Origin of the sequence: Streptomyces sp. NBC_01445, assembly GCF_035918235.1 — a bacterium.
In the GTDB taxonomy this organism is placed as follows: domain Bacteria; phylum Actinomycetota; class Actinomycetes; order Streptomycetales; family Streptomycetaceae; genus Streptomyces.
Genome location: NZ_CP109485.1, coordinates 1300468 through 1322371 on the forward strand (window position 1 = coordinate 1300468; position 21904 = coordinate 1322371).

At 70.9% G+C, this 21904-nt stretch carries 17 protein-coding genes; 8 read left to right on the forward strand and 9 right to left on the reverse strand.

The genetic code is table 11. The annotated features are described in order from the left end of the window. Positions 1 to 7: 7 nt before the first annotated feature. Both OG574_RS06255 and OG574_RS06260 read left to right on the forward strand, forming a co-directional pair. Positions 8 to 2470, forward strand: a complete 2463-nt coding sequence (locus OG574_RS06255; protein ID WP_326772247.1) for a beta-glucosidase — start codon at positions 8 to 10, stop codon at positions 2468 to 2470. Positions 2471 to 2518: 48 nt separating this feature from the next. Then, positions 2519 to 4006 carry a sulfatase family protein gene (locus OG574_RS06260; RefSeq protein WP_326772248.1) on the forward strand — a complete coding sequence of 496 codons (1488 nt, stop codon included), beginning with the start codon at positions 2519 to 2521 and terminating at the stop codon, positions 4004 to 4006. 9 nt (positions 4007 to 4015) lie between these two features. On the opposite strand, the gene OG574_RS06265 is transcribed toward OG574_RS06260, so the two are convergent. Continuing rightward, positions 4016 to 5065, reverse strand: coding sequence for an Lrp/AsnC family transcriptional regulator (locus tag OG574_RS06265; protein WP_116505670.1), 1050 nt, complete (start codon positions 5063 to 5065; stop codon positions 4016 to 4018). Positions 5066 to 5166: 101 nt separating this feature from the next. Here OG574_RS06265 and OG574_RS06270 point away from each other — a divergent pair, with 101 nt between their 5' ends. From OG574_RS06270 to OG574_RS06285, 4 genes are all read left to right on the forward strand, one after another. After that, positions 5167 to 6378, forward strand: coding sequence for a M20 metallopeptidase family protein (locus OG574_RS06270; RefSeq protein ID WP_326772249.1), 1212 nt, complete (start codon positions 5167 to 5169; stop codon positions 6376 to 6378). Positions 6379 to 6475: 97 nt separating this feature from the next. After that, complete coding sequence (locus OG574_RS06275) at positions 6476 to 7801, forward strand: MFS transporter (protein ID WP_326772250.1); 1326 nt, start codon at positions 6476 to 6478, stop codon at positions 7799 to 7801. Positions 7802 to 7848: 47 nt separating this feature from the next. Next, the gene (locus tag OG574_RS06280) at positions 7849 to 8748 is read left to right on the forward strand and encodes an alpha/beta hydrolase fold domain-containing protein (protein WP_326772251.1); all 900 of its coding nucleotides are present in this window, start codon (positions 7849 to 7851) and stop codon (positions 8746 to 8748) included. 292 nt (positions 8749 to 9040) lie between these two features. Beyond that, positions 9041 to 10963, forward strand: coding sequence for an acyl-CoA synthetase (locus OG574_RS06285; protein ID WP_326772252.1), 1923 nt, complete (start codon positions 9041 to 9043; stop codon positions 10961 to 10963). Positions 10964 to 11537: 574 nt separating this feature from the next. Here OG574_RS06285 and OG574_RS06290 read toward each other — a convergent pair. Then, a complete protein-coding gene (locus OG574_RS06290; RefSeq protein ID WP_326772253.1) occupies positions 11538 to 12710 on the reverse strand; it encodes an RNA-guided endonuclease InsQ/TnpB family protein in 1173 nt (390 codons plus the stop codon). Between the two features lie 425 nt (positions 12711 to 13135). Here OG574_RS06290 and OG574_RS06295 point away from each other — a divergent pair, with 425 nt between their 5' ends. Beyond that, on the forward strand, positions 13136 to 13498 hold the full coding sequence (locus OG574_RS06295; RefSeq protein ID WP_326772254.1) for a hypothetical protein: 363 nt from the start codon (positions 13136 to 13138) through the stop codon (positions 13496 to 13498). After that, positions 13495 to 14178 carry a phosphatase PAP2 family protein gene (locus tag OG574_RS06300; RefSeq protein WP_326772255.1) on the forward strand — a complete coding sequence of 228 codons (684 nt, stop codon included), beginning with the start codon at positions 13495 to 13497 and terminating at the stop codon, positions 14176 to 14178. The genes OG574_RS06295 and OG574_RS06300 overlap by 4 nt, the downstream gene beginning before the upstream one ends. Before the next feature lie 7 nt (positions 14179 to 14185). Here OG574_RS06300 and OG574_RS06305 read toward each other — a convergent pair whose 3' ends face one another. The 7 genes from OG574_RS06305 to OG574_RS06335 are packed head-to-tail and all read right to left on the reverse strand — an operon-like array spanning position 14186 to position 21903. Then, positions 14186 to 15577, reverse strand: a complete 1392-nt coding sequence (locus tag OG574_RS06305) for a glutamate-1-semialdehyde 2,1-aminomutase (protein ID WP_326772256.1) — start codon at positions 15575 to 15577, stop codon at positions 14186 to 14188. Between the two features lie 7 nt (positions 15578 to 15584). Beyond that, positions 15585 to 16136 carry a dTDP-4-dehydrorhamnose 3,5-epimerase gene (rfbC, locus tag OG574_RS06310; RefSeq protein ID WP_326772257.1) on the reverse strand — a complete coding sequence of 184 codons (552 nt, stop codon included), beginning with the start codon at positions 16134 to 16136 and terminating at the stop codon, positions 15585 to 15587. Then, positions 16133 to 17371, reverse strand: a complete 1239-nt coding sequence (locus tag OG574_RS06315; protein ID WP_326772258.1) for a polysaccharide pyruvyl transferase family protein — start codon at positions 17369 to 17371, stop codon at positions 16133 to 16135. Before OG574_RS06315 ends, rfbC begins: the two co-directional genes overlap by 4 nt. Continuing rightward, on the reverse strand, positions 17368 to 18315 hold the full coding sequence (locus OG574_RS06320) for a glycosyltransferase family 2 protein (RefSeq protein WP_326772259.1): 948 nt from the start codon (positions 18313 to 18315) through the stop codon (positions 17368 to 17370). Before OG574_RS06320 ends, OG574_RS06315 begins: the two co-directional genes overlap by 4 nt. Next, the gene (locus OG574_RS06325) at positions 18312 to 19610 is read right to left on the reverse strand and encodes a hypothetical protein (RefSeq protein ID WP_398376978.1); all 1299 of its coding nucleotides are present in this window, start codon (positions 19608 to 19610) and stop codon (positions 18312 to 18314) included. Before OG574_RS06325 ends, OG574_RS06320 begins: the two co-directional genes overlap by 4 nt. After that, entirely contained in the window at positions 19607 to 20890 is a 1284-nt protein-coding gene (locus tag OG574_RS06330) for a DUF4910 domain-containing protein (protein ID WP_326772260.1), read from the reverse strand. The genes OG574_RS06325 and OG574_RS06330 overlap by 4 nt, the downstream gene beginning before the upstream one ends. Beyond that, the gene (locus tag OG574_RS06335) at positions 20878 to 21903 is read right to left on the reverse strand and encodes an NAD-dependent epimerase/dehydratase family protein (protein ID WP_326772261.1); all 1026 of its coding nucleotides are present in this window, start codon (positions 21901 to 21903) and stop codon (positions 20878 to 20880) included. The genes OG574_RS06330 and OG574_RS06335 overlap by 13 nt, the downstream gene beginning before the upstream one ends. Position 21904 lies beyond the last annotated feature (1 nt).

The following is a 21904-nucleotide window of genomic DNA, read 5'->3' on the forward strand; positions in this document are numbered from 1 at the left end:
ACCAACGATGAACCACACCAACCGTCTGGCCGCCGTCGAGGCCGCCCTGGGCCGCCTCGACCTCGACACGAAGACGCGCCTGCTGGCCGGCCAGGACCTGTGGTCCCTGCCGGCCGTCCCGGAGATCGGCCTGGAGTCCGTGGTCATGTCGGACGGACCCGTCGGCGTGCGCGGACCCGAGTTCGACCCCGACGACCCGGCCCTCACCCTGCCCAGCCCCACCGCGCTTGCCGCCACCTGGAGCCCGGAGCTGGCCCGCACGGCCGGCCGTGCCCTCGCGCAGGAGGCCCACCGCAAGGGAGTGCACGTCCTGCTCGCCCCCACCGTCAATCTGCACCGCTCCCCGCTGGGCGGCCGCCACTTCGAGTCGTACGCGGAGGACGCGCTGCTCACGGCACGCATCGGCGCGGGCTACGTCACGGGACTCCAGGAGAGCGGCGTCGCCGCCACCGTCAAGCACTTCGTCGCCAATGACGCCGAGACCGAACGCTTCACCGTCGACAACCAGGTCGGCGCCCGCGCCCTGCGCGAGCTCTACCTCGCCCCGTTCGGGGAGATCATCGCCACGGCCCGGCCCTGGGCGCTGATGTCCGCCTACAACTCCGTCAACGGGTCCACCATGACGGAGCACCGCACGCTCCAGATCGGCGTCCTGCGTGAGGAGTGGGGCTTCGACGGCGTCGTCGTCTCCGACTGGTTGGCCGCCCGGGACACCGTGCGGGCCATCGAGGGCGGACTCGACATCGCCATGCCGGGCCCCTTCACCGTCTTCGGCCCGGCGCTCGCCGCCGCCGTGCGCGACGGCCGGGTGGCGGAGTCCACGGTGGACACCGCCGTACGGCACGTCCTGCTGCTCGCCGCACGCCTCGGCCTGCTGAAGGGCGCCCCGCCCGTCGTGGGGCAGGACGACCGCCCCGCGCCCGTGGACGGGGAGGCCGTGGCCCGAGAGATCGCCACCCGGTCGATCGTGATGCTGGAGAACCGCGACCGGACGCTGCCGCTGGACGCTTCCAGCACGCCCCGCATCGTGCTCATCGGCCGGGCCGCCCGCGACGCCCGCATCCTCGGCGGCGGCTCCGCCACGGTCTTCCCCGCCCATGTGGTCTCCCCGCTGGACGGACTGCGCGCCGCGCTCCCGGAAGACGTAGCACTCGACTATGCCCTGGGCGCCGACCCGGACAACGAACTCTCCATCGTGGCGGAAGAGTTCACGCTCCGTGCCGTCCTGCGGGACGCGCACGGATCGGTTCTCGCCGAGTGCCCACTGCCGGTCGGCAACCTGCGCTGGACGGCCGACGCACTGCCCGACGGCGCCGACTTCGAGGCTCTGGACTCGGTCGAGATCACCGGCACCTTCACCCCACAAGACAGCGGCACCCACCACTTCGGCACGCGCGGCATCGGCGACTTCCGGCTCACCGTGGACGGCAGCGTCGTGTACGAAGGCGTGGACGACCCGGAGGCCACGGAACCGATGGACGCGGTCCTGATCGGCCGATGTGTGCCGCGCCGCACCGCGGACCTGGAAGCGGGCCGCCCGGTCACCGTCAGCCTCCTCAACCACACACCCAAGGGCGCCATCGGCCCGCTGCGCGGCGTCGCCTTCAGCCTCGCCCACCGGGCGCCGGAACGCGACGGCGACCAGCTCATCGAGGAAGCGGTCGCCGCCGCGTCCGCCGCCGACGTCGCGGTCGTCGTGGTCGCCACCACCGAACACGTCGAGAGCGAGGGCTTCGACCGCGCCACCCTGCGCCTGCCGGGGCGCCAGGACGAACTCGTCGCCCGCGTCGCCGCCGCCAACCCGCGCACCGTCGTGATCGTCAACTCCGGCGCCCCCGTGGAGATGCCGTGGCGCGAGGACGTCGCCGCGGTACTGCTGAGCTGGTTCCCCGGGCAGGAGGGCGGCGCGGCCCTGGCCGATGTGCTCCTCGGCCACGCCGAGCCGGGCGGCCGCCTGCCCACCACCTGGCCCGCCCGCCTCACCGACGCCCCCGTCACCCAGGTCACCCCCACCGCCGGCGTCCTGCGCTACGACGAGGGCGTCTTCATCGGCTACCGCGCCTGGCAACGCCACGCCACCGCCCCCGCCTACCCCTTCGGCCACGGACTCGGCTACACCGACTGGACGTACGAGCACATCGAGATCACGGACACCACCACGGCCCGCATCCGGCTGCGCAACACCGGCGACCGCACCGGCCGGGAAGTGGTCCAGCTCTACGTCGCCCCCACCCGGCCCGACACCGCGGAACGGCCGGAGCGCTGCCTCGCGGGATTCGCCGCCGTCACCGCGGAACCGGGCGAGGCCGCAACGGCTGAAATCCCGCTTCCCGAGCGCGCGTTCATCCTCTGGGACGAGAACACCGGTGGCTGGACGACGATCCCCGGCGAGTACCAGGTACTGGCCGGCCACAGCGTCGCCGACACCCGCCTCTCGGCCGTCATCGCCGTACCCGCCAAGGACGCCTGAGACCCGGCCGCCTCCATGACGGCACTCCACGAAAGGCACTCCACTTCCATGCAGTCCGCCCCGCCCGCCGGGCCTCTCAACGTCCTGTGGTTGTACTGCGACGAGCTGCGCGCAGACGCGCTCGGCTGCTACGCCACAGGCCCCTTCCGCCCGCACACGTCCGCCATCGACGAACTCGCGGCATCCGGAGCCGTGTTCAAGGAGTGCTACACCAACTCCCCAGTCTGCGTGCCCTCCCGCACCGCCCTGCTCACCGGTCAGCCACCCGAGCGCACCGGCGTCTACCACAACGAGGCATACGCCGACGGCTTCCCACTGCCACCGGGCCTGACCACCTTCCCGGAGGTCTTCGCCCGCCACGGCTACCGCACGGCCAGTTTTGGCAAGGAACACATCCCGGCCGGGCTGACCCCGTGGCAGTTGCACGACCCCGCCGGCGGCGCCATGCGCGACCCGCTCAGCGGCCGGGACCCGGCGGACTGCGCCCTGACGGTCACCCCGAACGGGAAGACGGTCGTCGCCGGCACGCTCCCCGAAGGACAGCCGTACGGCCCCGCCCAAGTCACGGAGAACGCCGCCGCCTGGATCGCACAGGCCCAGGAACCCTTCCTCGTACGGGCTTCCTTCCTCCAGCCGCACACTCCGGTGATCGTTCCGCACGCGTACGGGCAGGTGCACAGGCCGGAGGACTTCCCGGACGTGCTCCCCGGCTCACGGGCGCCGGTGAGCCGGTTCGAGCGGCGCTTCGCCGAAGTCAGCGGCGGCGGCCAGGACGCCGACCCGGCCGTGGCCCGCCGGGCCCACGCGGCGTACCACAACCTGGTCAGCTGGGTCGACGCCCAACTCGCCGTCCTCATGGACGCCTTGCGCGCCAAGGGAGTTGCGGACCGCACCGTCGTCGTCCTCACCTCGGACCACGGCGCCCACCTCGGCGAGAACGGGGCGTACGGCAAACACACCTTCGCCCGCGGCTCCCACCGGGTGCCGCTGATCATCAGCGCACCCGGACGCCTCGCGCGCCAGGTCCGCACCGACCTGGCCCAGTCGCTCGACCTGGCCCGGACCCTGTTCGGGCTGTGCGGCATCGAGGCACCGGAGTCGTTCGACGGACGCGACCTCTTCCACGACCCGGCACCGACCGGGATCTTCTCGACCATCGGCTACGGCGCACCATGGAGCCGGGCCTTCCCCAACCAACAGCACGGAACCTACGACGACGGCCGAGGCTGGCCCCGCCGCTCGTGCATCCGCACCGACCGCTACCGCCTCGACGCCACCGTCCGGATCGACGGCCGCCCACCACGCGACAGCGAAGAGGAGGACCTCGTCCTGATCGACCGCGTCGCCGACCCCGACGAGACGGTCAACCTGGCAGACGACCGTCAACTGGCCGACGTGGCGAAGGACTTGCACGCCCGGCTCCTGAAGAACGCCGCGGATGCCGTGGAAGTCGACGACGACCTGCTCAAGGACCTCGCCCTCAAGACCCTGGCCCGGCACCGGGAGCTGCGGCGTGGCGGCCGTAGTCCGCTGTGACGCATGGCTTCAGGAAGGATCGGACCAGATGTCCATGGGGACGGTGCTCACGCTGCGGCCTGCCGGGTCGAGGATGCGGCCCATGCGCTTGACGAAGCGCAGCGAGACGGCCTGGTCCAGCACCTTCAGCTGGGGCAGTGCGCTGGTGAGGCGGGATTCGAGGCCGCGGGCCTCGGTGAGGGAGCGGAGCCAGACGCTGATGAGCAGGTTCGCCGTACCCCCGGCGAGGCCGATGCACGCCCGGATCTCTGGTACGGCGGCCAACAGTCTGTTCAGGGCGTCGCGGTCGTCGATCCGGGCCTGGGCCCAGATCGAGGTGGAGATCGGCCAGCCGCACAGGGGTTGAGCCACTTCGCAGCGCAGCTCCAGGTCCTCGTTGGCGATGAGGAGGGCGAGACGCTTTCGTACGGTGGTGATCCCGACGCCCAGCTCCTGCGCGAGGTCCGTGAGCGACGTACGGCCGTCGGCCCCGAGGCGCACGCTGAGGAGCCGGTCCCGCGCGGTGAACGTCTGGGGCGTCGACGGCGACCTGGCCGGGCGTTCGGCGGTGATGTGAGCCCGCTGGCGGGGGTCGAGGGCGCGCAGGCGCCAGTCGGTGGCGTGCACGAAGACATGGGTGCCGAGCTGGGTGCGGGTGGCGCTGATTCCGGGGAGTGTGCCGAGGCGTTCGAGCAGGTATGCGGAGAGGGCGGGAAGCGTGGGCATCGACACGGTGAGCAGCAAGTCCCGGCCGCCACTGGTGTGTTCCACGGTCATGACGTGGGGCCACTGCGCGAGGGTGTTGGCCACGTCGAGCGCACGGCCGGCCGCACAGTCCACTTCTACGAAGGCCACGAAGCCCTGCGCGATCTGAGCGCGCCCGGGCTGTGCCGTGATCCACGCGACGCCCGTCTCGGTCAGTCGGGACCAGCGTCGGGCCACGGTGACGGGGTCGAGGTCGAGTGCCCGTCCGATGCGCGACCAGGGGGCGCGGGGGTCGATCTGCAGCGTGTTGACCAAGCTGAGGTCGGCCTCGTCCAGTTGTGCCGGTTGAGCAGATTCCTGCAAACGATCAGGCATGGAACAAAAATCCTGCGTATTGGATGAGCGTACGTGTCGAGTATCCATCATCACTGGCAACCGAGCGACAGCGAGGTGAACGTCAGTGAAAGGGGACAAGGGTGTCGGTGCGCGAGGACGCGTGGAGTGTGCAGGGTGATCTGGTCCGCCTGCGGCGGGCGCTGCATGCCGAACCGGAGCTGGGCCTGGAGTTGCCGCGCACGCAGGACAAGGTCTTGGCCGCCTTGGGCGGGCTGCCGCTGGAGGTCACCACAGGGAACCGGCTGACCTCCGTCACCGCGGTCCTGCGGGGTGCCCGTCCCGGTCCCACGGTGCTCCTGCGCGGTGACATGGACGCGCTGCCCGTCGCGGAACGCGCCGATCTTCCGTACGCCTCCCGTACGGAGGGGGTCATGCACGCCTGCGGTCACGACCTGCACACGTCCATGCTCGTCGGCGCGGCGCAGCTCCTCAGCTCTCGCCGGGACGAGCTCGCGGGCGATGTGGTCTTCATGTTCCAGCCCGGCGAGGAGGGTCAGGACGGCGCCGGCCACATGCTGGGCGAAGGGGTCCTTGAAGCCTCCGGTGAGCGGCCGGTGGCCGCCTACGCACTGCACGTGACGTCAGGGGTACTCCCGAGCGGGATGTTCGCGACCCGCCGGGGCCCGATCCTCGCGTCCTCCGACAGCCTTCGCGTGACCGTCCGCGGTGCGGGTGGTCACGGCTCGATGCCGCACGTCGCCAATGACCCCGTACCGGCGGCGTGCGAGATGGTCACCGCGCTGCAGACGTTCATCAGCCGCAGGTTCGATCCGTTCGACCCCGTGGTACTGACCGTCGGCGACTTCCACGCGGGCACGGCCGCCAATGTCATTCCCGACGAGGCCCGGTTCACGGCGACCGTACGGTCGTTCTCCGCGTCGTCGCACGGCCGGATCAAGGACGGCGCCGTGCAGGTGTGCCGGGGTATCGCGGCCGCCCACGGACTCGATGTCGAGGTGGACTTCGCCGAGCTGTACCCCCTCGCCGTCAACGACGCGGCCGAAGCCGAGTTCGTCGCCGAAGTGGTGGCGGAGGTGCACGGAGAGGAACGCTTCGCGTGGGCGCCCCAGCCGGCCACCGGCTCGGAGGACTTCTCCCGGGTACTCGACGAGATCCCCGGCGCGTTCGTGGTCCTGGGTGCCTGCCCGCCCGACCGGGACGTACAGCAGGCCCCGTACAACCACTCGCCGAGGGCCGTCTTCGACGACCGCGTGCTCGGGGACGGCGCCGCGCTCTACGCCGAACTCGCCCTGCGGCGACTGTCGAAGGCAACGTCGGTCCCCGCCTCCTGACCACTCCGTCCGCGGCTCCCACCCGCCGCGTCCCTCGCACCGCCGCACCGCCGTACACAGCTCGTCCACGCTGTGTCTCGTCCCCCAGGAGGAACCCGTGCCCAACCATGCGCCCTCGGCCAACAGACCCGGCACGCCCGGCACCACGGTGAAGAGCGCCCCAGCCCCGTCCCGGCTCCACACCATCATGAGCACCGGCGTGGGCAACGCCCTGGAGTGGTACGACTGGAACGTCTACGCGATCTTCACCCCCTTCTTCGCCTCGCAGTTCTTCCCTTCCGCTGATCCGACCTCGGCGCTCCTGAGTACCCTGGCCATCTTCGCCGTCGGCTTCCTCATGCGTCCCCTGGGCGGCCTGGTCTTCGGCCGGCTCAGCGACCGCAAAGGGCGGCGTGCGGCGATGGTCGGCTCCATCGGATTGGCCGCCGCCGGAAGCCTCCTGATCGGCCTCGCACCGACCTACGGCACGATCGGCGTGGGCGCCTCCGCCCTGCTGGTGTTCGCGCGACTCGTCCAGGGCTTGGCCCACGGCGGGGAGCTTCCCGCGGCCCAGACGTACGTCGCGGAGATGGCCCCCCGCGAACGGCGCGGGCTCTGGTCGAGCCTGATCTACATCTCCGGCACCTGCGGCATCATGGTCGCCACCGTGATCGGGGCGGTCCTGGCCTCCTTCCTGAGCGAGGACCAACTCCACGCGTGGGGCTGGCGGGTGCCCTTCGTCATCGGTGGACTTCTGGGCCTGTACGCGCTGATCATGCGGCTCCGCCTGGAGGAGACCGAAGCCTTCGAGAAGCAGGCCGACACCCCACACGACGAGCCGCGCCCTTCCGTGTGGCGGGGCTTCTGGGAGAACCGGGCGGCGTGCCTGCGCGTGATCGGCCTCACCCTGGGCGGAACAGTCGTCTACTACACCTGGGCCGTCTCCGCTCCCGCCCAGGCCATCTCCCTCAAGGGCATCGACGCATCATCCGCGCTGTGGGCGGGAGTCCTCGCCAACCTGGTCTTCCTCCTGACGCTGCCCCTATTCGGGTCACTCTCCGACCGCGTCGGCCGCAAGCCCGTCCTGTACGGCTCCTACATCGGCGGAGCCATGCTGGCCTTCCCCCTGAACTGGTTCATCCAGGACCAGGTCTGGCAACTGGCCGTATCGATGACGACGGCCATGCTCTTCATGTCCGCAGGCGCGGCGATCACCCCCGCGGTGTTCGCGGAGATGTTCCCAACCCGTCTCCGCACGACAGGCGTGGGCTTCCCCTACGCGATCGCCGTGGCCGCCTGCGGCGGCAGCGCGCCGTATCTTCAGACGTGGCTGACCAGCACCGGGAAGGGTGACCTCTTCCTCGGCTACACGGTGGTCCTGCTGCTCCTCGCCCTGGTCGTGGTGCACCGGATGCCCGAGACGAAGAACACCGACCTGACGTGACACCGAAGAACACCGACGTCCAAGGACCTCGAGAACGGAGCCGTACTGTGCCGAGCCTGATCAGCAGAGCGATGCCGACCGTGGTGCGGCTCCGTGGCGCCAAGAAGGTGTTCAGCTCGGCGGAGGCCGTCCGGAAACAGGCCCTCGCCCGTTCCCTCCGGCCGACCGGATACGCACCGCCGCCCGGACTGGAGCGCACGGTCGACCTCGCCGTACGCCGTGTGGCCGGATGGCCCGTCTACGACGTCACCCCGCACGGCACTCGCGACTCCGGACGGCGGGCCATCTATCTGCACGGCGGCGCGTACATCAACGAGATAGCACCCCAGCACTGGAAGCTGATCGCCCAGGTGGCCGTCGAGACCGGCACCCGGGTCACCGTGCCGATCTACCCCCTCGCTCCCCTGGCGACCGCGGCCGAGGTGGTGCCGGCCGTCACCGACCTGGCCGCCGAGATCCTCGGCGAAGGGGCCGACACGGCGCTCAGTCTCATCGGAGACTCCGCCGGCGGCGGAATGGCCCTCGCCGTCGCCGTCCATCTGCGGGACCGAGGACAGCCCGCGCCCGCCCGCACCGTCCTCATCTCCCCCTGGCTGGACATCAGCCTGACCGATCCGCGCATCACCCTGCTCGAGGACCGCGACCCCTGGCTCGCCGTCCCAGGTGCGCGCTACGCCGGGGACCTCTACCGCGGCGCGCTCCCCATCGACCACCCGCACGTCAGCCCTCTGCTCGCCGACCTGACCGGGTTGAACCCGATCACGCTGTTCAGCGGAACCCACGACATCGTCAACGCCGACGCACGGCGACTGGCCGCCCGCGCCACGGCCACAGGCGTCGAGCTGGACTTCCACGAGGCGCCCGAGATGCTCCACGTCTACCCCCTCCTGCCGATCCCCGAAGGCAGAGCGGCCCGCGCCGCCCTCTGCGCCGCCCTGCTGAGCTGACGCGGAACGACCATCCGGTCTCATCCGTATGCACGGGCATCCACCCGGCGCGGACATACAGGAGGGTGCCGCCCACCCTCCCTTTAGGCGGCGCCCACCCCTGACTCCGCAGTACGTGTCGAGCACCAGCAGTTCGACGGACTCGTCCGCGGCTTCTAGGGCATGGACCACCTCAGCCCGGCCGGCGGCGAAGCAACAGCATGGATCAATACCGCTCTCAAGCGTCTGATCGGCTGAGACCGAACCGGATCCCTCCTCACCTCCACCAGCCCGCTCTCGGAAGGCAGTTGCCGTGAACATCCCTCAACCCGATCCGCTCTGGCCGACGTACGACCAGCCGGGCGACCTGAAGACGATCGAGTCCCTCGCACTCGAGGATCGCGGCCTGCCAGGTTCCACCTACGACGTTCTGGCCCGCGCCGCCATGCTGTGGCCCGACCGGCCGGCTCTCACCGTGCTGCCCAGCGCGGAGCAGTGGACGCGCGGCGAGGCCGTGGGCTTCGCCCAGCTGCGCGACCAGGTACACCGCATCGCGAACCTGTTCCACCAGCACGGTGTCCGCCGTACCACCGCCGTGGGCCTGCTGACCCCCAACACCGGCCTGCTGCCCGCCACGCTCCTGGCCGCACAGCTCGCGGGCATCGCCGCACCCGTCAACCCTTCCCTCGCCGCCGAGCACGCCGAACGCCTGCTGGGACTGGGCGGGGCAAGGATCCTGGTCGCGGCCGGACCCGAACTCGACCCCGGCGCATGGCGGACGGCCCGCACCGTGGCGGCATCGCTCCGCTGCTCGGCACTCTTCGCGCTGCGTCCCGTCGGCGCGCCCGAACCCGTACCAGCTCTGGAGCCGGTCGAGGGGGTCGAGGTCGCCCATCTGCACATCGCGGCCGCCGCCCAGCCGACGGAACTCCGTCCCGGGGTGGTACCCCCGAAAGCCGGTGACCTGGCCGCGTACTTCCACACCGGCGGCACCACCGGCGCCCCCAAGCTGGCCGCGCACACCCACGCCAACGAGGTGACCGACGCCTGGATGATCGCGGCCAACAGCCTGCTGGACCCCGATTCCGCACTCTTCGCCGGGCTGCCGCTGTTCCACGTCAACGCCCTCGTCGTCACACTGCTGGCACCGCTGCTGCGCGGTCAGCACAGCGTGTGGGCCGGTCCCCTCGGATACCGCGAACCGGCGCTGTTCAAGGTCATCTGGAAGATCGTCGAACATTTCCGGATCGCCACCATGTCCGCCGTTCCGACCGTCTACGCCGGGCTCGCCCGGGTGCCGCTCGACGCGGACATCACCTCGCTGCGCTTCGCGATCGTCGGGGCGTCCCCTCTGCCCTCGGCGGTACGCGCGGCGTTCGAGGACCACACCGGCGTCCCCCTGTGCCAGGGGTACGGCCTGACCGAGGCCACCTGTGGCAGCGCCCGAAGCTTCCTGCGCGAACACCAGCGCCCCGAGGCGGCGGGCCAGCGCATGCCCTACCAGCAGGTGAAGACGGTACGGATCGACAGCGACGGCCAGTGGCACGACCGTCCTCAGGGGGAACCCGGCATCCTCGCCATCAGCGGCCCCACCGTCTTCCCCGGCTACGTCGTCGGCCACGACGCCGACGGACCGCGCATGGACAGCCTCGGCAGTGTGCGCGACGGCTGGCTCAACACTGGTGACCTCGCGCGCGTGGATGCCGAGGGCTTCATCTACCTGCGCGGCCGCGCGAAGGACCTGATCATCCGCGGCGGCCACAACATAGACCCCGCCGTCATCGAGGACGCACTCCTCGCCCACCCGGCCGTCACCGGAGCGAGCGCCGTCGGCCGCCCCGACCCGCACTCCGGCGAAGTCCCCGTCGCCTACGTCACCCTGTCCCCCGGCATCGACACCTGCCCCGACGAACTGATCGCGTTCGCCGCACGACACGTACCCGAGCGAGCCGCGGCCCCCAAGGACGTCATCGTCCTGTCGGCGCTGCCCCTGACCGACATCGGCAAGCCCTCCAAGATCCCCCTGCACCTCGACGCCACCCGGCGCGCCTTCTCCAGCGCTCTGGCCTCCATCGGCATCGCCTACTCCCACAAGGAGATCCGATGCGACCTGGCCGACGGCCGCCCGACGGTATCCCTGCCTCCCGTCTCCGACCCCGACCTACGCCGCCGGATCACGGGCCAGCTTGCCCCGTACGGCGTGGACTGGGCGTTCGCCGACTCCGGAAGCGACTGAGACCGGCCTGCCGTATCGGGCGGCAGCTCCGAGGGTTGAGGAAACCAGTGGTCTACGCCAACTTCTCCTCGGTGCATGATCAGCTGTTCCCCACACGGACGTTGAGCCGTGGGACGTCGACTGATCGACCTGCGCTTCGAACTCACCCAGCCGGATACCGAATTGGCCCGCACCTCGTTCGACAGCCCGTAACCTGCCCGTCGCAGTTCCACGTGCTGCGTGAACGCTTCGAGATGGCCGACCGACTGCCTCCGGCATGAGGACAGTTCTGCCGACCTGTGCCATGTGGTATCTCGGTGGCCCACTCGTCAGCACCCCAGGCAGCACGCCAAGATCCGGACCAGACTCGGACCAACTCGGCGTCACACCATGCAATTTCCCCCTAAGCACAGGTCAGAAGCGACTAGGGCCGTGTACCACCAGCAGACGAAGAACCTTCTGGTGTCGTACTCGGCGCAGAAGCTCGGGTTCTTCTAGGGCCTCGAGTCGGGTACGTCAACTACCCGGTCGTGAAACGACCGGGCTTGCTGCTCGAGTCATCACTGGCTGTGATGGGTTCGGCTGCGTCCAGGACTCACGCGATGAGGGTGAGTTCAGGGGCCGTTGACTGAGCCCCGCAGACCCACACGTACCACCCGCGGTGGGCGATGTTGTGGGACGCGTTGTGGTCCGCGTGATCAACGAATCCGCAGACCCGGCACGCGAAGCGGGCCTGGGCGGGCCTGTTTGCGCGTGCGGTGTGATGACACTGGGAGCATTCCTGGCTGGTGTAGGCCGGATCGACGTGCACGACCGGCACCCCGGCCCGCTTCGCCTTGTAGGCGATGAACGAGCCGAGCTGGGCGAAGGGCCAGGAGTGGAGCGTGGTGCGTTGGGGCTTTCTCAGCCGTGCCCGCTCGCGGATGCCCGTGAGTGTCTCCAGGGCGATCCCGCGATCGGTGCGTTCAGCCTCCGCCACGATCCGCTTCGAAATCTTGTGGTTGATGTCCTTGTTCCGCCGGGCTTCCTTGCCCGCGTACTTCTTCGCCCGCCGCTTGGCGGACTTGGTGTTCTTCTTCTGCAGCTTGGACCGCAGCTTGCGATCCTGTTCCCGCTTGCGGTTGATCCGGCGACCGCAGTGTCGTGCCCCGTCGGAGGTGACCGCGATGTTCACGATCCCCAGGTCGACGCCCAGGAACCCGACCGGGTGGGTGTTCGGGGCGGCTTCGGGGATCTCGCAGGTTGCGATCAGGAACCATTTCCCGCCCTGGCACACCAGGTCGGATTCCCCCTTGCGGTGCGCGGCAAGGACCTCCAGCTGCTCGGCCTGCCCGGTGAACGCCACGTTCTTCAGCCGGCCTGCGGTGGTCCAGATCGATACCGTGTGTGCCTGGTGCTGCCAGGACAGCATCCGGTCGTCGTAAGGCTGCGCCGCCTGGGGCCGGAAAACCACCGGCTTGCCCGAGGCCCGGGCATGACGCCTGGAACCGGGCCGCCCGTAACGTCCCGCCCGGAGGTTCGCCTTCAAGGTGGTGTAGGCATCGCAGGTCTTCTTGATCGCGTGCTGGGCGGCCTGCGCGCCCAGGCCCCACCTGACCCGGATCTCGGCATAGGTGTGCTTGCGGAGCTCCAGCGGACGTCGCGCCTCTTTCTCGAAGGCGACGGACGCGGCCCAGGTGGCGGCCTCGTTGCAGGCGTGCAGGGTCGCCTCAAGTGCCGCCGCCTGTAAGGGCGTCGGCAGCAGCTTCACCCGCACCACCAGCTTCACGATCAGCGAACCTATACACCTGGACGAAGACCCACCACACGTTCGCCCCACCTCACCCGAACGAGCGAAACCCGCCCCAGCCCTGACCGCGCACACCGCCGTAGCCCGTCTCCGCCGGAACGCCCCGGGCCGCTCCGCAGCCGTCATGGCCTGCGGCACATCACGGCGACGCTCCGCGTCGCACCCCGTGGATGCGATTCCTCCCGGGCGCGAACGCCCAGGGTTCCTCGCAAGAACCCGCTGAAGGGTACGTTGACCCTCAGGTACCCGACCTCCGTAGTGTCGTACTGCTCGTAGGGCAGGCCAGGCCGGTAAGTTCGAGGCTGCACAGGCTACGGCTCCCGCGGAGTCGTACAGGCCAGGAGCCGGTGTCCGCAGGGCTGTTGTGGACGCTGGAGGGTAGTCGGACACGACGGGGGCTCGCGTTGGATCGTCAGGCCGGAGCGGACCTGGAGGTCGCCCGAGTCCAGTTCGTGCTTGACGGGTTTGTCGTCGGGGCCGGAGAAGCAGCCGGCGACCAACGTCCCGGACGCGATGCTCTTGGCACGGGCACGGCCGGCAGTGGCCGCGACGATGCCGTTTCCGACCTGCTCGTGGCAGCCGCGGACCTGACGGGACACCTGGGCCGTGGCGTGTCCGGACCTATGGTCACCGGAGTCGCCCGGAAGCAACGCCCCTCCGTCGCGGGGCACCGGCAGGGCGGCGACGCAATCCCGCAACGCCCGACGCTGTGCACGGTGGACAAGAAGGTCACCACCGCAGGGCGACCGGACGCGGTGGGCGTGTGACCGGTCGGCCGGCGCCCGTGGTGCTGCCCCCGTCGTTGCGGATGCGGCTCGGGCTGGTTGCGGCCCTCGCCGCGCTGGTGGTCGTCGTGCTCGGGGTCCTGTATGCCGGGTCCGGCCGGCCCGGCAGGGTGGACGCGCGGATCTGGGCGGCGGTGGAGGGTGTGGGGCCGCTGTGGCGGCACGTCGCTGTGGCCACGGACTTCTTGGGCGACCCCGTGGGAGCGGCGATGCTGGTAGCGGCCACCGTGACGGGCTGCGTGCTGCTTCGGCTTCCTCGTGCAGCGGTGCTCGTCGTTGCCGGCGTCGGCATCACAGTGGGAACGACGACACTGCTCAAGCAACTGGTGGGACGCACCATCCATGGCGACGAGAACCTGTCGTACCCGAGCGGGCACACCGCCTTCGCCACTGCACTCGCCTTCGTGGTGGCGCTGCTCGCGACCGGCCGGTTCGGCCTCGGCAGGACGGCCGGCACCTCACTCGTGCTCGCCGCGGCGCTGGTCGGCGGCGCCGCCATGGGCTGGGCGCAGGTCGTCCTGGGCGCGCACTACCCGACCGACGTCGTCGGCGGCTGGTGCACCGCGCTGGTGGTGATACCGGCGACCGCGTGGCTGGTCGACCGGACGGCCGACCGGCTGGGCGACCGGACGGCCACCGCCGGTCGGCGGGCGCGACGCTGACGTCACGTCACGCCAAGCGGCGGAATACGGGCTTCACCGGCCGCCCGGCCAACCAGGGGGTGGGGTCGGCGGCGTCCAGTGCCTTCCGGTACACCGCACATGCCTGGGCCACCACGTCGACAGTGCGGTCGATGTCGGCGTCGCCGAGCGCGCTGCTCACCACGAACGACGGGGCCAGCACCCCACCGGCGAGGAGTTGGCGCAGGAACAGGGTGCGGTACTGCTGCGACGGCTGCCCGTTCTCGTCGAGGGTGGCGAAGACCAGGTTGCTGGCCCGGCCCCGGACGACGACGTGGTCGCCGACGCCCATGCTCGCCGCGGCCTCGCGGACACCGGTGGCCAACCTCTCGCCGAGGGCGTGCAGTTGTGCGGTGATGCCCTCCTCGACGTAGGTGGTGAGCACGGCCGTCGCGGCGGCCAGCGAGTGCGTTTCCGCACCGTGCGTGGTGGACAGCAGGAACACCCGCTCGCTGGAGTGACGAAGGCCGCCCCGCTCCATCAGATCGCGGCGGCCGGCCAGCGCGGACACGGCGAACCCGTTGCCCAGCGCCTTGCCGAACGTGGAGAGGTCGGGAACAACGCCGTACAGACCCTGGGCGCCCGCCTCGGACCAGCGCAGACCGGTGATCATCTCGTCGAAGATCAGTACACAGCCGTGCCGGTCGGCCAGCTCGCGCAGGCCGGCGAGGTACCCGGGAGTGGGGTCTCCACTGCTCCGGGGGCACCTCCCGGCCGAAGGCTCGGGGAGAAGTTGAGAGCTGGGGGGAGGCTCGGTGTGGCCGAGGGGTTCGAGGATCAGACAGGCGACCTCGTCCTGGTACCGGGTGAGCAGCTCCTCCGTGGCGGCCAGGTCCCCGTAGGGGAACGCCATGGTGAGCTCGGTGGTCGCCGCCGGAACACCGGCGGACATCGGCGATGTGCCGATGAACCAGTCGTCGACGGAGAAGAACGGATGGTCGCCGCAGATGGCCACCCGCGTGCGCCCGGTGACGGCGCGGGCGAGGCGCACCGCGGCGGTGGTGACGTCGGAGCCGTTCTTCGCGAACTTGACCATGTCGGCGGTCGGCACCGTGGCCAGGAAGCGTTCCGCGGCCTCGACCTCCACGATGGACGGCCGGACGAAGTTGCTGCCGCGGTCGAGTTCCCGCCGCACCGCCTCGAGCACGCGCGGGTGGGCGTGGCCGAGGCTGACCGACCGCAGGCCGGACCCGTACTCGATGTAGCGGTTGTCGTCGATGTCCCACACGTGGGCACCGCGGCCGTGGCTGATGACCGGGGCCAGGTTCTCGGGGTACTGGTCGTCGCCCTTGGCGTAGGTGTGCGCGCCCCCGGGGATCATGGCGTGCAGCCGCTCGTTCGCCAGCTGCGACCGGGGCAGGAGGAGCTCTTCGGCATCCACGCTGACTTCACGTCTCCTTTTGCTTCAGGGCCTCGGCGAGTCCCGGCGCTTCCCGGTCCCGCTGGGACATCGACATGACCGGCAGCGGCCAGGGGATGGCGAGTTCCGGGTCGTCGAAGGCGATCGTCACGTCCTCGGCCGGATCGTGCGGGCGGTCGATCCGGTACGAGGTGTCGGCGGTTTCGGTCAGCGCCTGGAAGCCGTGCGCGCACCCCGCCGGGATGTACAGGGTCACCTGCGTCTCGCCGGACAGTTCGAAGAAGGCCCGGTTGCGGTAGGTCGGTGAGTCGGGCCGCAGGTCCACGACGACGTCGAAGATGCTCCCGTACGAGCACCGGACCAGCTTGGCTTCGCCTGCGCCGGTGCGCAGGTGCAGGCCGCGCAGCACGCCCCGGACCGAGCGGGACACGCTGTCCTGGACGAAGGCGTCCGGGTCGAGGCCCACCGAGCGGACCACCTCGGCGTCGAAGGTGCGGCAGAAGAAGCCGCGTTCGTCTGCGTACGGCGTCGGCTCGAACAGGTACGCGCCGTCGATCGCCGTGACTTCGATCGCTTTCATAGGGCCTCTCGCATGGCGTGGGTGTGGGCGTGGTCGGCCGCCGGGAACAGGGCCGAGTCCAAGGCGCTGAACTGGTACTCGAGTTGCTGAACAGCGACCAGGTTCCGTTCGGTGAGGGTCCGCCGCAGCTCCGCCGATCGCTGCTCCAGCGCCCGGAACTGCTCGAGCAGCCGGTCGGCGTCGACCTCGCGAGCCGGGTGGCAGTACGTGCCCAGGCCCATCTGGGCCATGAGCGCGTCGCTCTTCGCCGCATAGGTGAGGGCGAGCGTCGGCGTGCCGACCTTCAGCGCGCATATGAGGTTGTGGTAGCGGGTCGCCACCACGGTGTCGACCGCCGCCATCTCCTTCATCAGGTCGGCCAGCGAGGCCGCCTCGGCATTGGTGACCAGCGGCGAGTCCACCGCGTCGAGGATCGCGGCGACCACCGGTGTGTCGACCTCGTCGCCGGACAGCAGCCGGACCGGCCTGCCCTCCTCGACCAGCGCGCGGACGAAGCCGATCGTCCCGTCGAGGTAGCGCCGGTGGATCTCCTCGGCCCGGGCGCGGTCGTCGTTGCCGCCGTGGAAGTCCATGACGCCGACGCCGACCGGGCCCGGCAGGCCCGACGGCACGCTCGTCCGCAGCGTCGGCAGAGAGAAGGTGAGGTCCGGGTAGACCTCGTCGCGGGTGGTGTCCACGCCCATCGCCCGCATCGAGTCGCGGGACGGGGTGTCCCGGTACGACCGGTACGCGGCCAGCCGCGCCGACCAGCGCACCAGGGCCCGGGTGGGCGGGTTGCCGATCGGGGCGGCGCCGACGCTGACCAGTGCGACCCGGGTGCCGAACAGCCGGCCGGATGCGCAGAGCAGGAACAGCGCGTACGGGAAGCCCCACGGCCGCAGCGGCAGCGTGGCCTCCAGGACGCCCATGCCCGGCACGATCACCACGTCGTGCCGACGCACCCAGGCGGCGGTGCGGACGGCGTCGACGAGTTTGCCCAGACCCTTCGCCACGATCGCGCCCGCCCGCGACGCGGTCCGGTATTCGCCGCGGTACCAGTGCAGCCGCGTCGCGCGGATCCCGAACCGGGTCGCCACGGCCTCGGGTCCGCCGCACAGCGCGTCCACGACCGCCTCCGGGTGTTCGGCGCGGAGGTACCCGAGCACGGCTTCGAGCGATCCGTCGTTGCCGAGGTTGCCGGAGCCGAGCAGGCCGAAGATCCCGACGCGCACCGGAGTTTCGTCCGCGGACGTCATGCCTGCCTCCCCTCACGGCCGGCGACGAGGGCGTCGACGGAGACAGTGAGCCCGCTCGGGTCGACCGGGGCGCGGTCCTCGACCCGCTCGCCGGCGCCGGGCCGGACCCGGCTGGACATCCATGCGGCCAGGTGGCGGTAGCACGCTCGCCGGTCGGCCTGGGACAACGGCGCCCGCCTGATCGCCGCGACGAAGCCCCAGACGTACTCGGCGAGCAGCCGGGGCGTCGGGTGCAGCAGGCCTGCCCGGCGTGGGTCCAGGTTGACGGACCGGGAGCGCTTGCCCGGGTTCGCCCGCTCGGCGCGGGTGGGGTGGTCGCGGCGGAAGTACAGCAGCTCCGGCACCTGGTGGAAGGGCCCGTGCAGGGTGATCTCGGCGACGAACGTGCGGTCCGCGTGGTGGTAGCTGTCGAGCGGCTTCACCCGGCGCAGCATGTCGGCCCGCATCACCCCGTAGAAGTCGTCGCCACCGGGCTCGAACAGCAGACTGCGGAAGCGCTCCGGCGGGTGCGGCGAGTCGGTGGCGAGCCCGTATTCGTACGGGACCTTCACCTGACCGTCGCCGTCGATGACCGCCTGGCCGCTGTGCGCGAGGATCACGTCCGGCCGCTCGTCCAGCGTCTGAACGCAGCGCTGCAGCAGGTCCCGGCCGTACAGGTCGTCGTGCGAGGCCCACTTGAACAGCTCGCCGCGGCACTCGGTGAACACACGGTTGTGGTTCGGCGTGGCGCCGATGTTCCGGGGCAGCCGGAGATACCGGATGCGCGAGTCCTGCGCGGCGTACCGGCGGCAGATGTCCTGGGTCCCGTCGGTCGAGGCGTTGTCGGAGATGACCAGCTCGAAGTCCTCGTAGGTCTGGCCGAGCAAGGCGTCGAGCGACTCGGCCAGGTATTCCTCGCCGTTGTACACGGGCAGGCCGATGCTCAGCCTGGGTTGGACGGTCATGAGGTCCTCACTTCGGGGATGCGGTTGTGGCGGTCCTCACGCAGGGCGGACCGCAGTTGAAGCCACCACACGGCCGAACCGCTGACGGTCGCGGCGGCGACGCCCCAGGCCGAGCCGACCGTGCCGGCGACGGCCGCCCCGCCGAGCCCGCAGCTCACGTAGCAGGCGGAGGCGAACAGCTGGCAGCGCAGGCTGCGCCGGGCCGCGGCGAGCGCGCGCAGCCCGGCCGCCGCGCCGGTGCCGAGGCCGGCGCCCGCGACGCCGAGGGTGATCGGCACGATGAGCTCAGCGGCGGAGTGCCAGACGCCGCCGAGCACGAGCTCGCCGAGCCGGTCCGGCATCAGCAGCAGCGCCCCGCCCCAGAGCAGCGCGGCGACGGCCTGCCCGCCGCCCAGCAGGAGGCAGAACGAACCGAGGCGCTGCGGGGCCCGCCGCAGCACCCGTGCCGCCTCCGGGACGGTGACGAGCGAAAGACCCATCAGTACGGCGAGGAACGGGCCGAGCAGCAACTCGGCACCCCGGACCGCACCCACCGCACTGACCCCGACGATCGCGCCGAGCCCGTACGCCCGCAGCTGGTTCGCGCCGCTGAGGCTGACGTTCTCGACCAGGTACCGGTAGCCGAGATCGCGCTGCTCGCGAAGCCACCCGCGCGCTCCCGTCATCCGGGGCCGGATGCCGGACTGGAAGTAGCCGTACCCCGCCGCCACCGTGGCGGACGCACCCCAGGCGAGCACGAAAGCGGCCACGGTGCCCACGCGGGCCGCCACGACCAGGGCCGGGACGAGTGCGACGCCCCAGACGAGGTCGTTCACGAACGCCTTCCGCCCGGTGCCGGCGGCGAAGAACGAGAACCGCCAGGCGTCCTGCAGCAGCAGCCCGGGCAGCATGACGCCGAGGCAGGCGAACGCGGGCCCCACGCTGCCGCCGAGACCGAGCCCGACCACCAGACACGCCACGCCGATGGCGGCGCCGACGCCGAGCGCGGTACCCGACGACCGGGCCACCGCCCCGCGCCAGGAGGCGTCCGGCGCTCCGCTGAAGCGGACCACCAGCGGGTCGGTGGCAAGGCCGCGGGAGACGTTGAGCACCACGCCGTAGGTCACCCAGGCCAGGCTGAACACGCCGAACGCGGTCACCCCCAGCGAGCGGGCCACGTAGATCCCCACCACGAAGTTGCTCATGCTGGAGGCCGCCTGGTCGGCCAGTCCCCAGGACAGCCGGCCGACAAGGGCCCGCCGGGCGGATCCGCCCGGCATCGTCGCCTTCTCCCCCGCGGTGGTCATCGGCGTCATGCCTTGATCAGCCCGGCGCCGTGCAGGGCGTCGGCCGCGACGGCGACGGTGTCGAACGGCAGCCCGGACCGCTCGGCGACGTCCAGCAGACTGTGCTCGCCGTCGGAGAGGCTGAGCACCCAGAGCATGGCCATCTGGGCCTGCTTCGCGTCGCTGCGGCCGCCGAGGGAGTCGTACAACCCGCGCCGGCCCAGCTGTGGTTCGCCGTAGGGGCTGAGGTTGAGGTACCGCCGGTTTCGGTCGAGGACGGCGAATGCCTCGCGGCAGACGGCGAGCGTGTCCGCCATTGCCTCCGGGGAGACGAAGTCCGGGTTGTCGGCCGAGGTGTGGTATTCGGGGTACCCGGCGTACGGGGTCCGGCTGAGCGAGCCCACGCCGAGATCGAACCCGGGCGAGCAGAACTGCCGCTCGTCGTAGCCGTACGGGGTGAACTCGGTGACGTGGTGCGGGCGTTCGGAGGCGCCCAGCACATGCCGCAGCACCCGGTCGATCTCCGCGTCGCCGCGCCTGCTCTGCTTGTACGTCAGTTGGCCCGAGTCCCCCGCGCAGGCCAGCACCAGGCCGTGCTTGACCCGGTCGATCCGCTCCTTGTTGCGGGCCAGCCAAGTGATCGCCCCGATGGTGCCGGGCGCGTAGATGAACCGGTAGGTGTAGTACGGCGTCTGCCCGGCCAGCGCCCGGGCCAGGTACGTCGCCACCGCGATACCGGCCAGGTTGTCGTTGGCCAGCGACGGGTGGCACACGTGGCAGGAGACGATCACCTCGTCGGGGACCTGCCCGGGAATCACATGCTCGGCGTAGGTGAGGTGGCCGTCCGCGAGCGTGGAGTCGATGCGCACCTCGTACTCGCCGTCCGGCAACGCGTCCAAGGTCTCCTGGGCCAGGCAGAACCCCCATGTCGGCTGGTAGTAACTGGTGCGGTACGGCACCCAGGCCGGGCGGTCCGGCAGGGTGTGCAGGTGTTCCCGCAGCTCGGCCAGCGGCATGGTCGCCGACACCGGCACGCTGTAGCCGAGCACGTGCAGGCTGGACGCGGCGAAGTCGACGACCCGGTTGCCGGCGGTGTCGGCGATGTACGCGTCCCGGATGTTCCACTCCTGCGGCACCGTCCAGTCGAGCACTTGCGTCCCTGTCGGCACTTCGTGCACCTGGAGCGGGACGTACTCGCCGACGATGTCCAGGGTGGCACGCACACCGTCGCCGGTGATGCTCCGGCAGAGCGGGTACAGCCGCTCCACCAGTGCATGCATCTCTTCGCCGACCGCTGTCATCGGCGCCACCGCAGGGTGCCGTCGACAGCGCCGGCCTCGGACGCCGCGCGCAGCACGGCGAGGCGGGTGAAGCGTCGCTCGAAGTCCTCCCGGGTCAGCCCGAACTTCCGGTAGGCGTCGGCGAGTTCGAGCGCTCCCTGCTTCACCGTCCACGTGCAGTCGAAGCCGGGGATCGCGGCGCGGAACCGGGAGAAGTCCACCTTGTAGGACCGCGGATCGGCACCGGTCTCCCCGGTGATCACCACCTTCGAACCGGACACCGCCTCTGCGACCTGCTCGGCGATCTCGGCGACCGTGACGTTGTTGATCTCGCTGCCGATGTTGAACGCCCGGTCGTGGACCGCTTCGCGCGGCGCGGTCAGCGCGGCCGTGAAGGCATGTGCGATGTCGGCGGCGTGCACGAGCGGGCGCCACGGAGTGCCGTCGGACATCACAAGCACCTCGCCGGACAGGAGCGCGTGGCCCACCAGGTTGTTCAGCACGATGTCGGCGCGCAGCCGGGGTGAGTAGCCGAAGGCGGTGGCGTTGCGCATGAACACCGGGCTGAAGTCGCCGTCGGCGAGCGCGTGCAGGTCGTCCTCGACCCGCACCTTGGACTCCGCGTACGGCGTCACCGGGCGCAGCGGGGCGTCCTCGCCCACCAGGTCGTCCCCGCCGGCGGCGCCGTAGACAGAGCAGGTCGACGCGTACAGGAAGCGCCGCACTCCGGCGTCGCGGGCCAGCCCGGCCAGGCGTACGGACGCGTGGTGATTGATGTCGTAGGTGAGGTCCGGTGCCAGCGATCCCAGCGGGTCGTTGGACAGCGCGGCCAGGTGGATCACGGCATCAACTCCGGTCACGTGGTCGGCCGTGACGTCGCGCAGGTCCACCCGATGCCCCGCAGGGTCCGCGGGCGGCGGGCCGAGGACGCAGTCGGTGAACAGGCCGGCGTCGAGACCGACGACGTCGTGCCCGGCGGCCGTGAGGACCGGGGCCATCACGGTGCCCAGGTAGCCCTGGTGTCCGGTGAGCAGTACGCGCAAG

Excerpts from the sequence above, each read along its gene's own strand:
- OG574_RS06255 (WP_326772247.1), top strand. The coding sequence starts at position 8 with ATGAACCACACCAACCGTCTGGCCGCCGTCGAGGCCGCCCTGGGCCGC.
- OG574_RS06320 (WP_326772259.1), bottom strand. The coding sequence starts at position 18,315 with ATGACCGTCCAACCCAGGCTGAGCATCGGCCTGCCCGTGTACAACGGC.
- OG574_RS06265 (WP_116505670.1), bottom strand. The coding sequence starts at position 5,065 with ATGCCTGATCGTTTGCAGGAATCTGCTCAACCGGCACAACTGGACGAG.
- OG574_RS06315 (WP_326772258.1), bottom strand. The coding sequence starts at position 17,371 with ATGACGTCCGCGGACGAAACTCCGGTGCGCGTCGGGATCTTCGGCCTG.
- OG574_RS06325 (WP_398376978.1), bottom strand. The coding sequence starts at position 19,610 with ATGACGCCGATGACCACCGCGGGGGAGAAGGCGACGATGCCGGGCGGA.
- OG574_RS06260 (WP_326772248.1), top strand. The coding sequence starts at position 2,519 with ATGCAGTCCGCCCCGCCCGCCGGGCCTCTCAACGTCCTGTGGTTGTAC.
- rfbC (WP_326772257.1), bottom strand. The coding sequence starts at position 16,136 with ATGAAAGCGATCGAAGTCACGGCGATCGACGGCGCGTACCTGTTCGAG.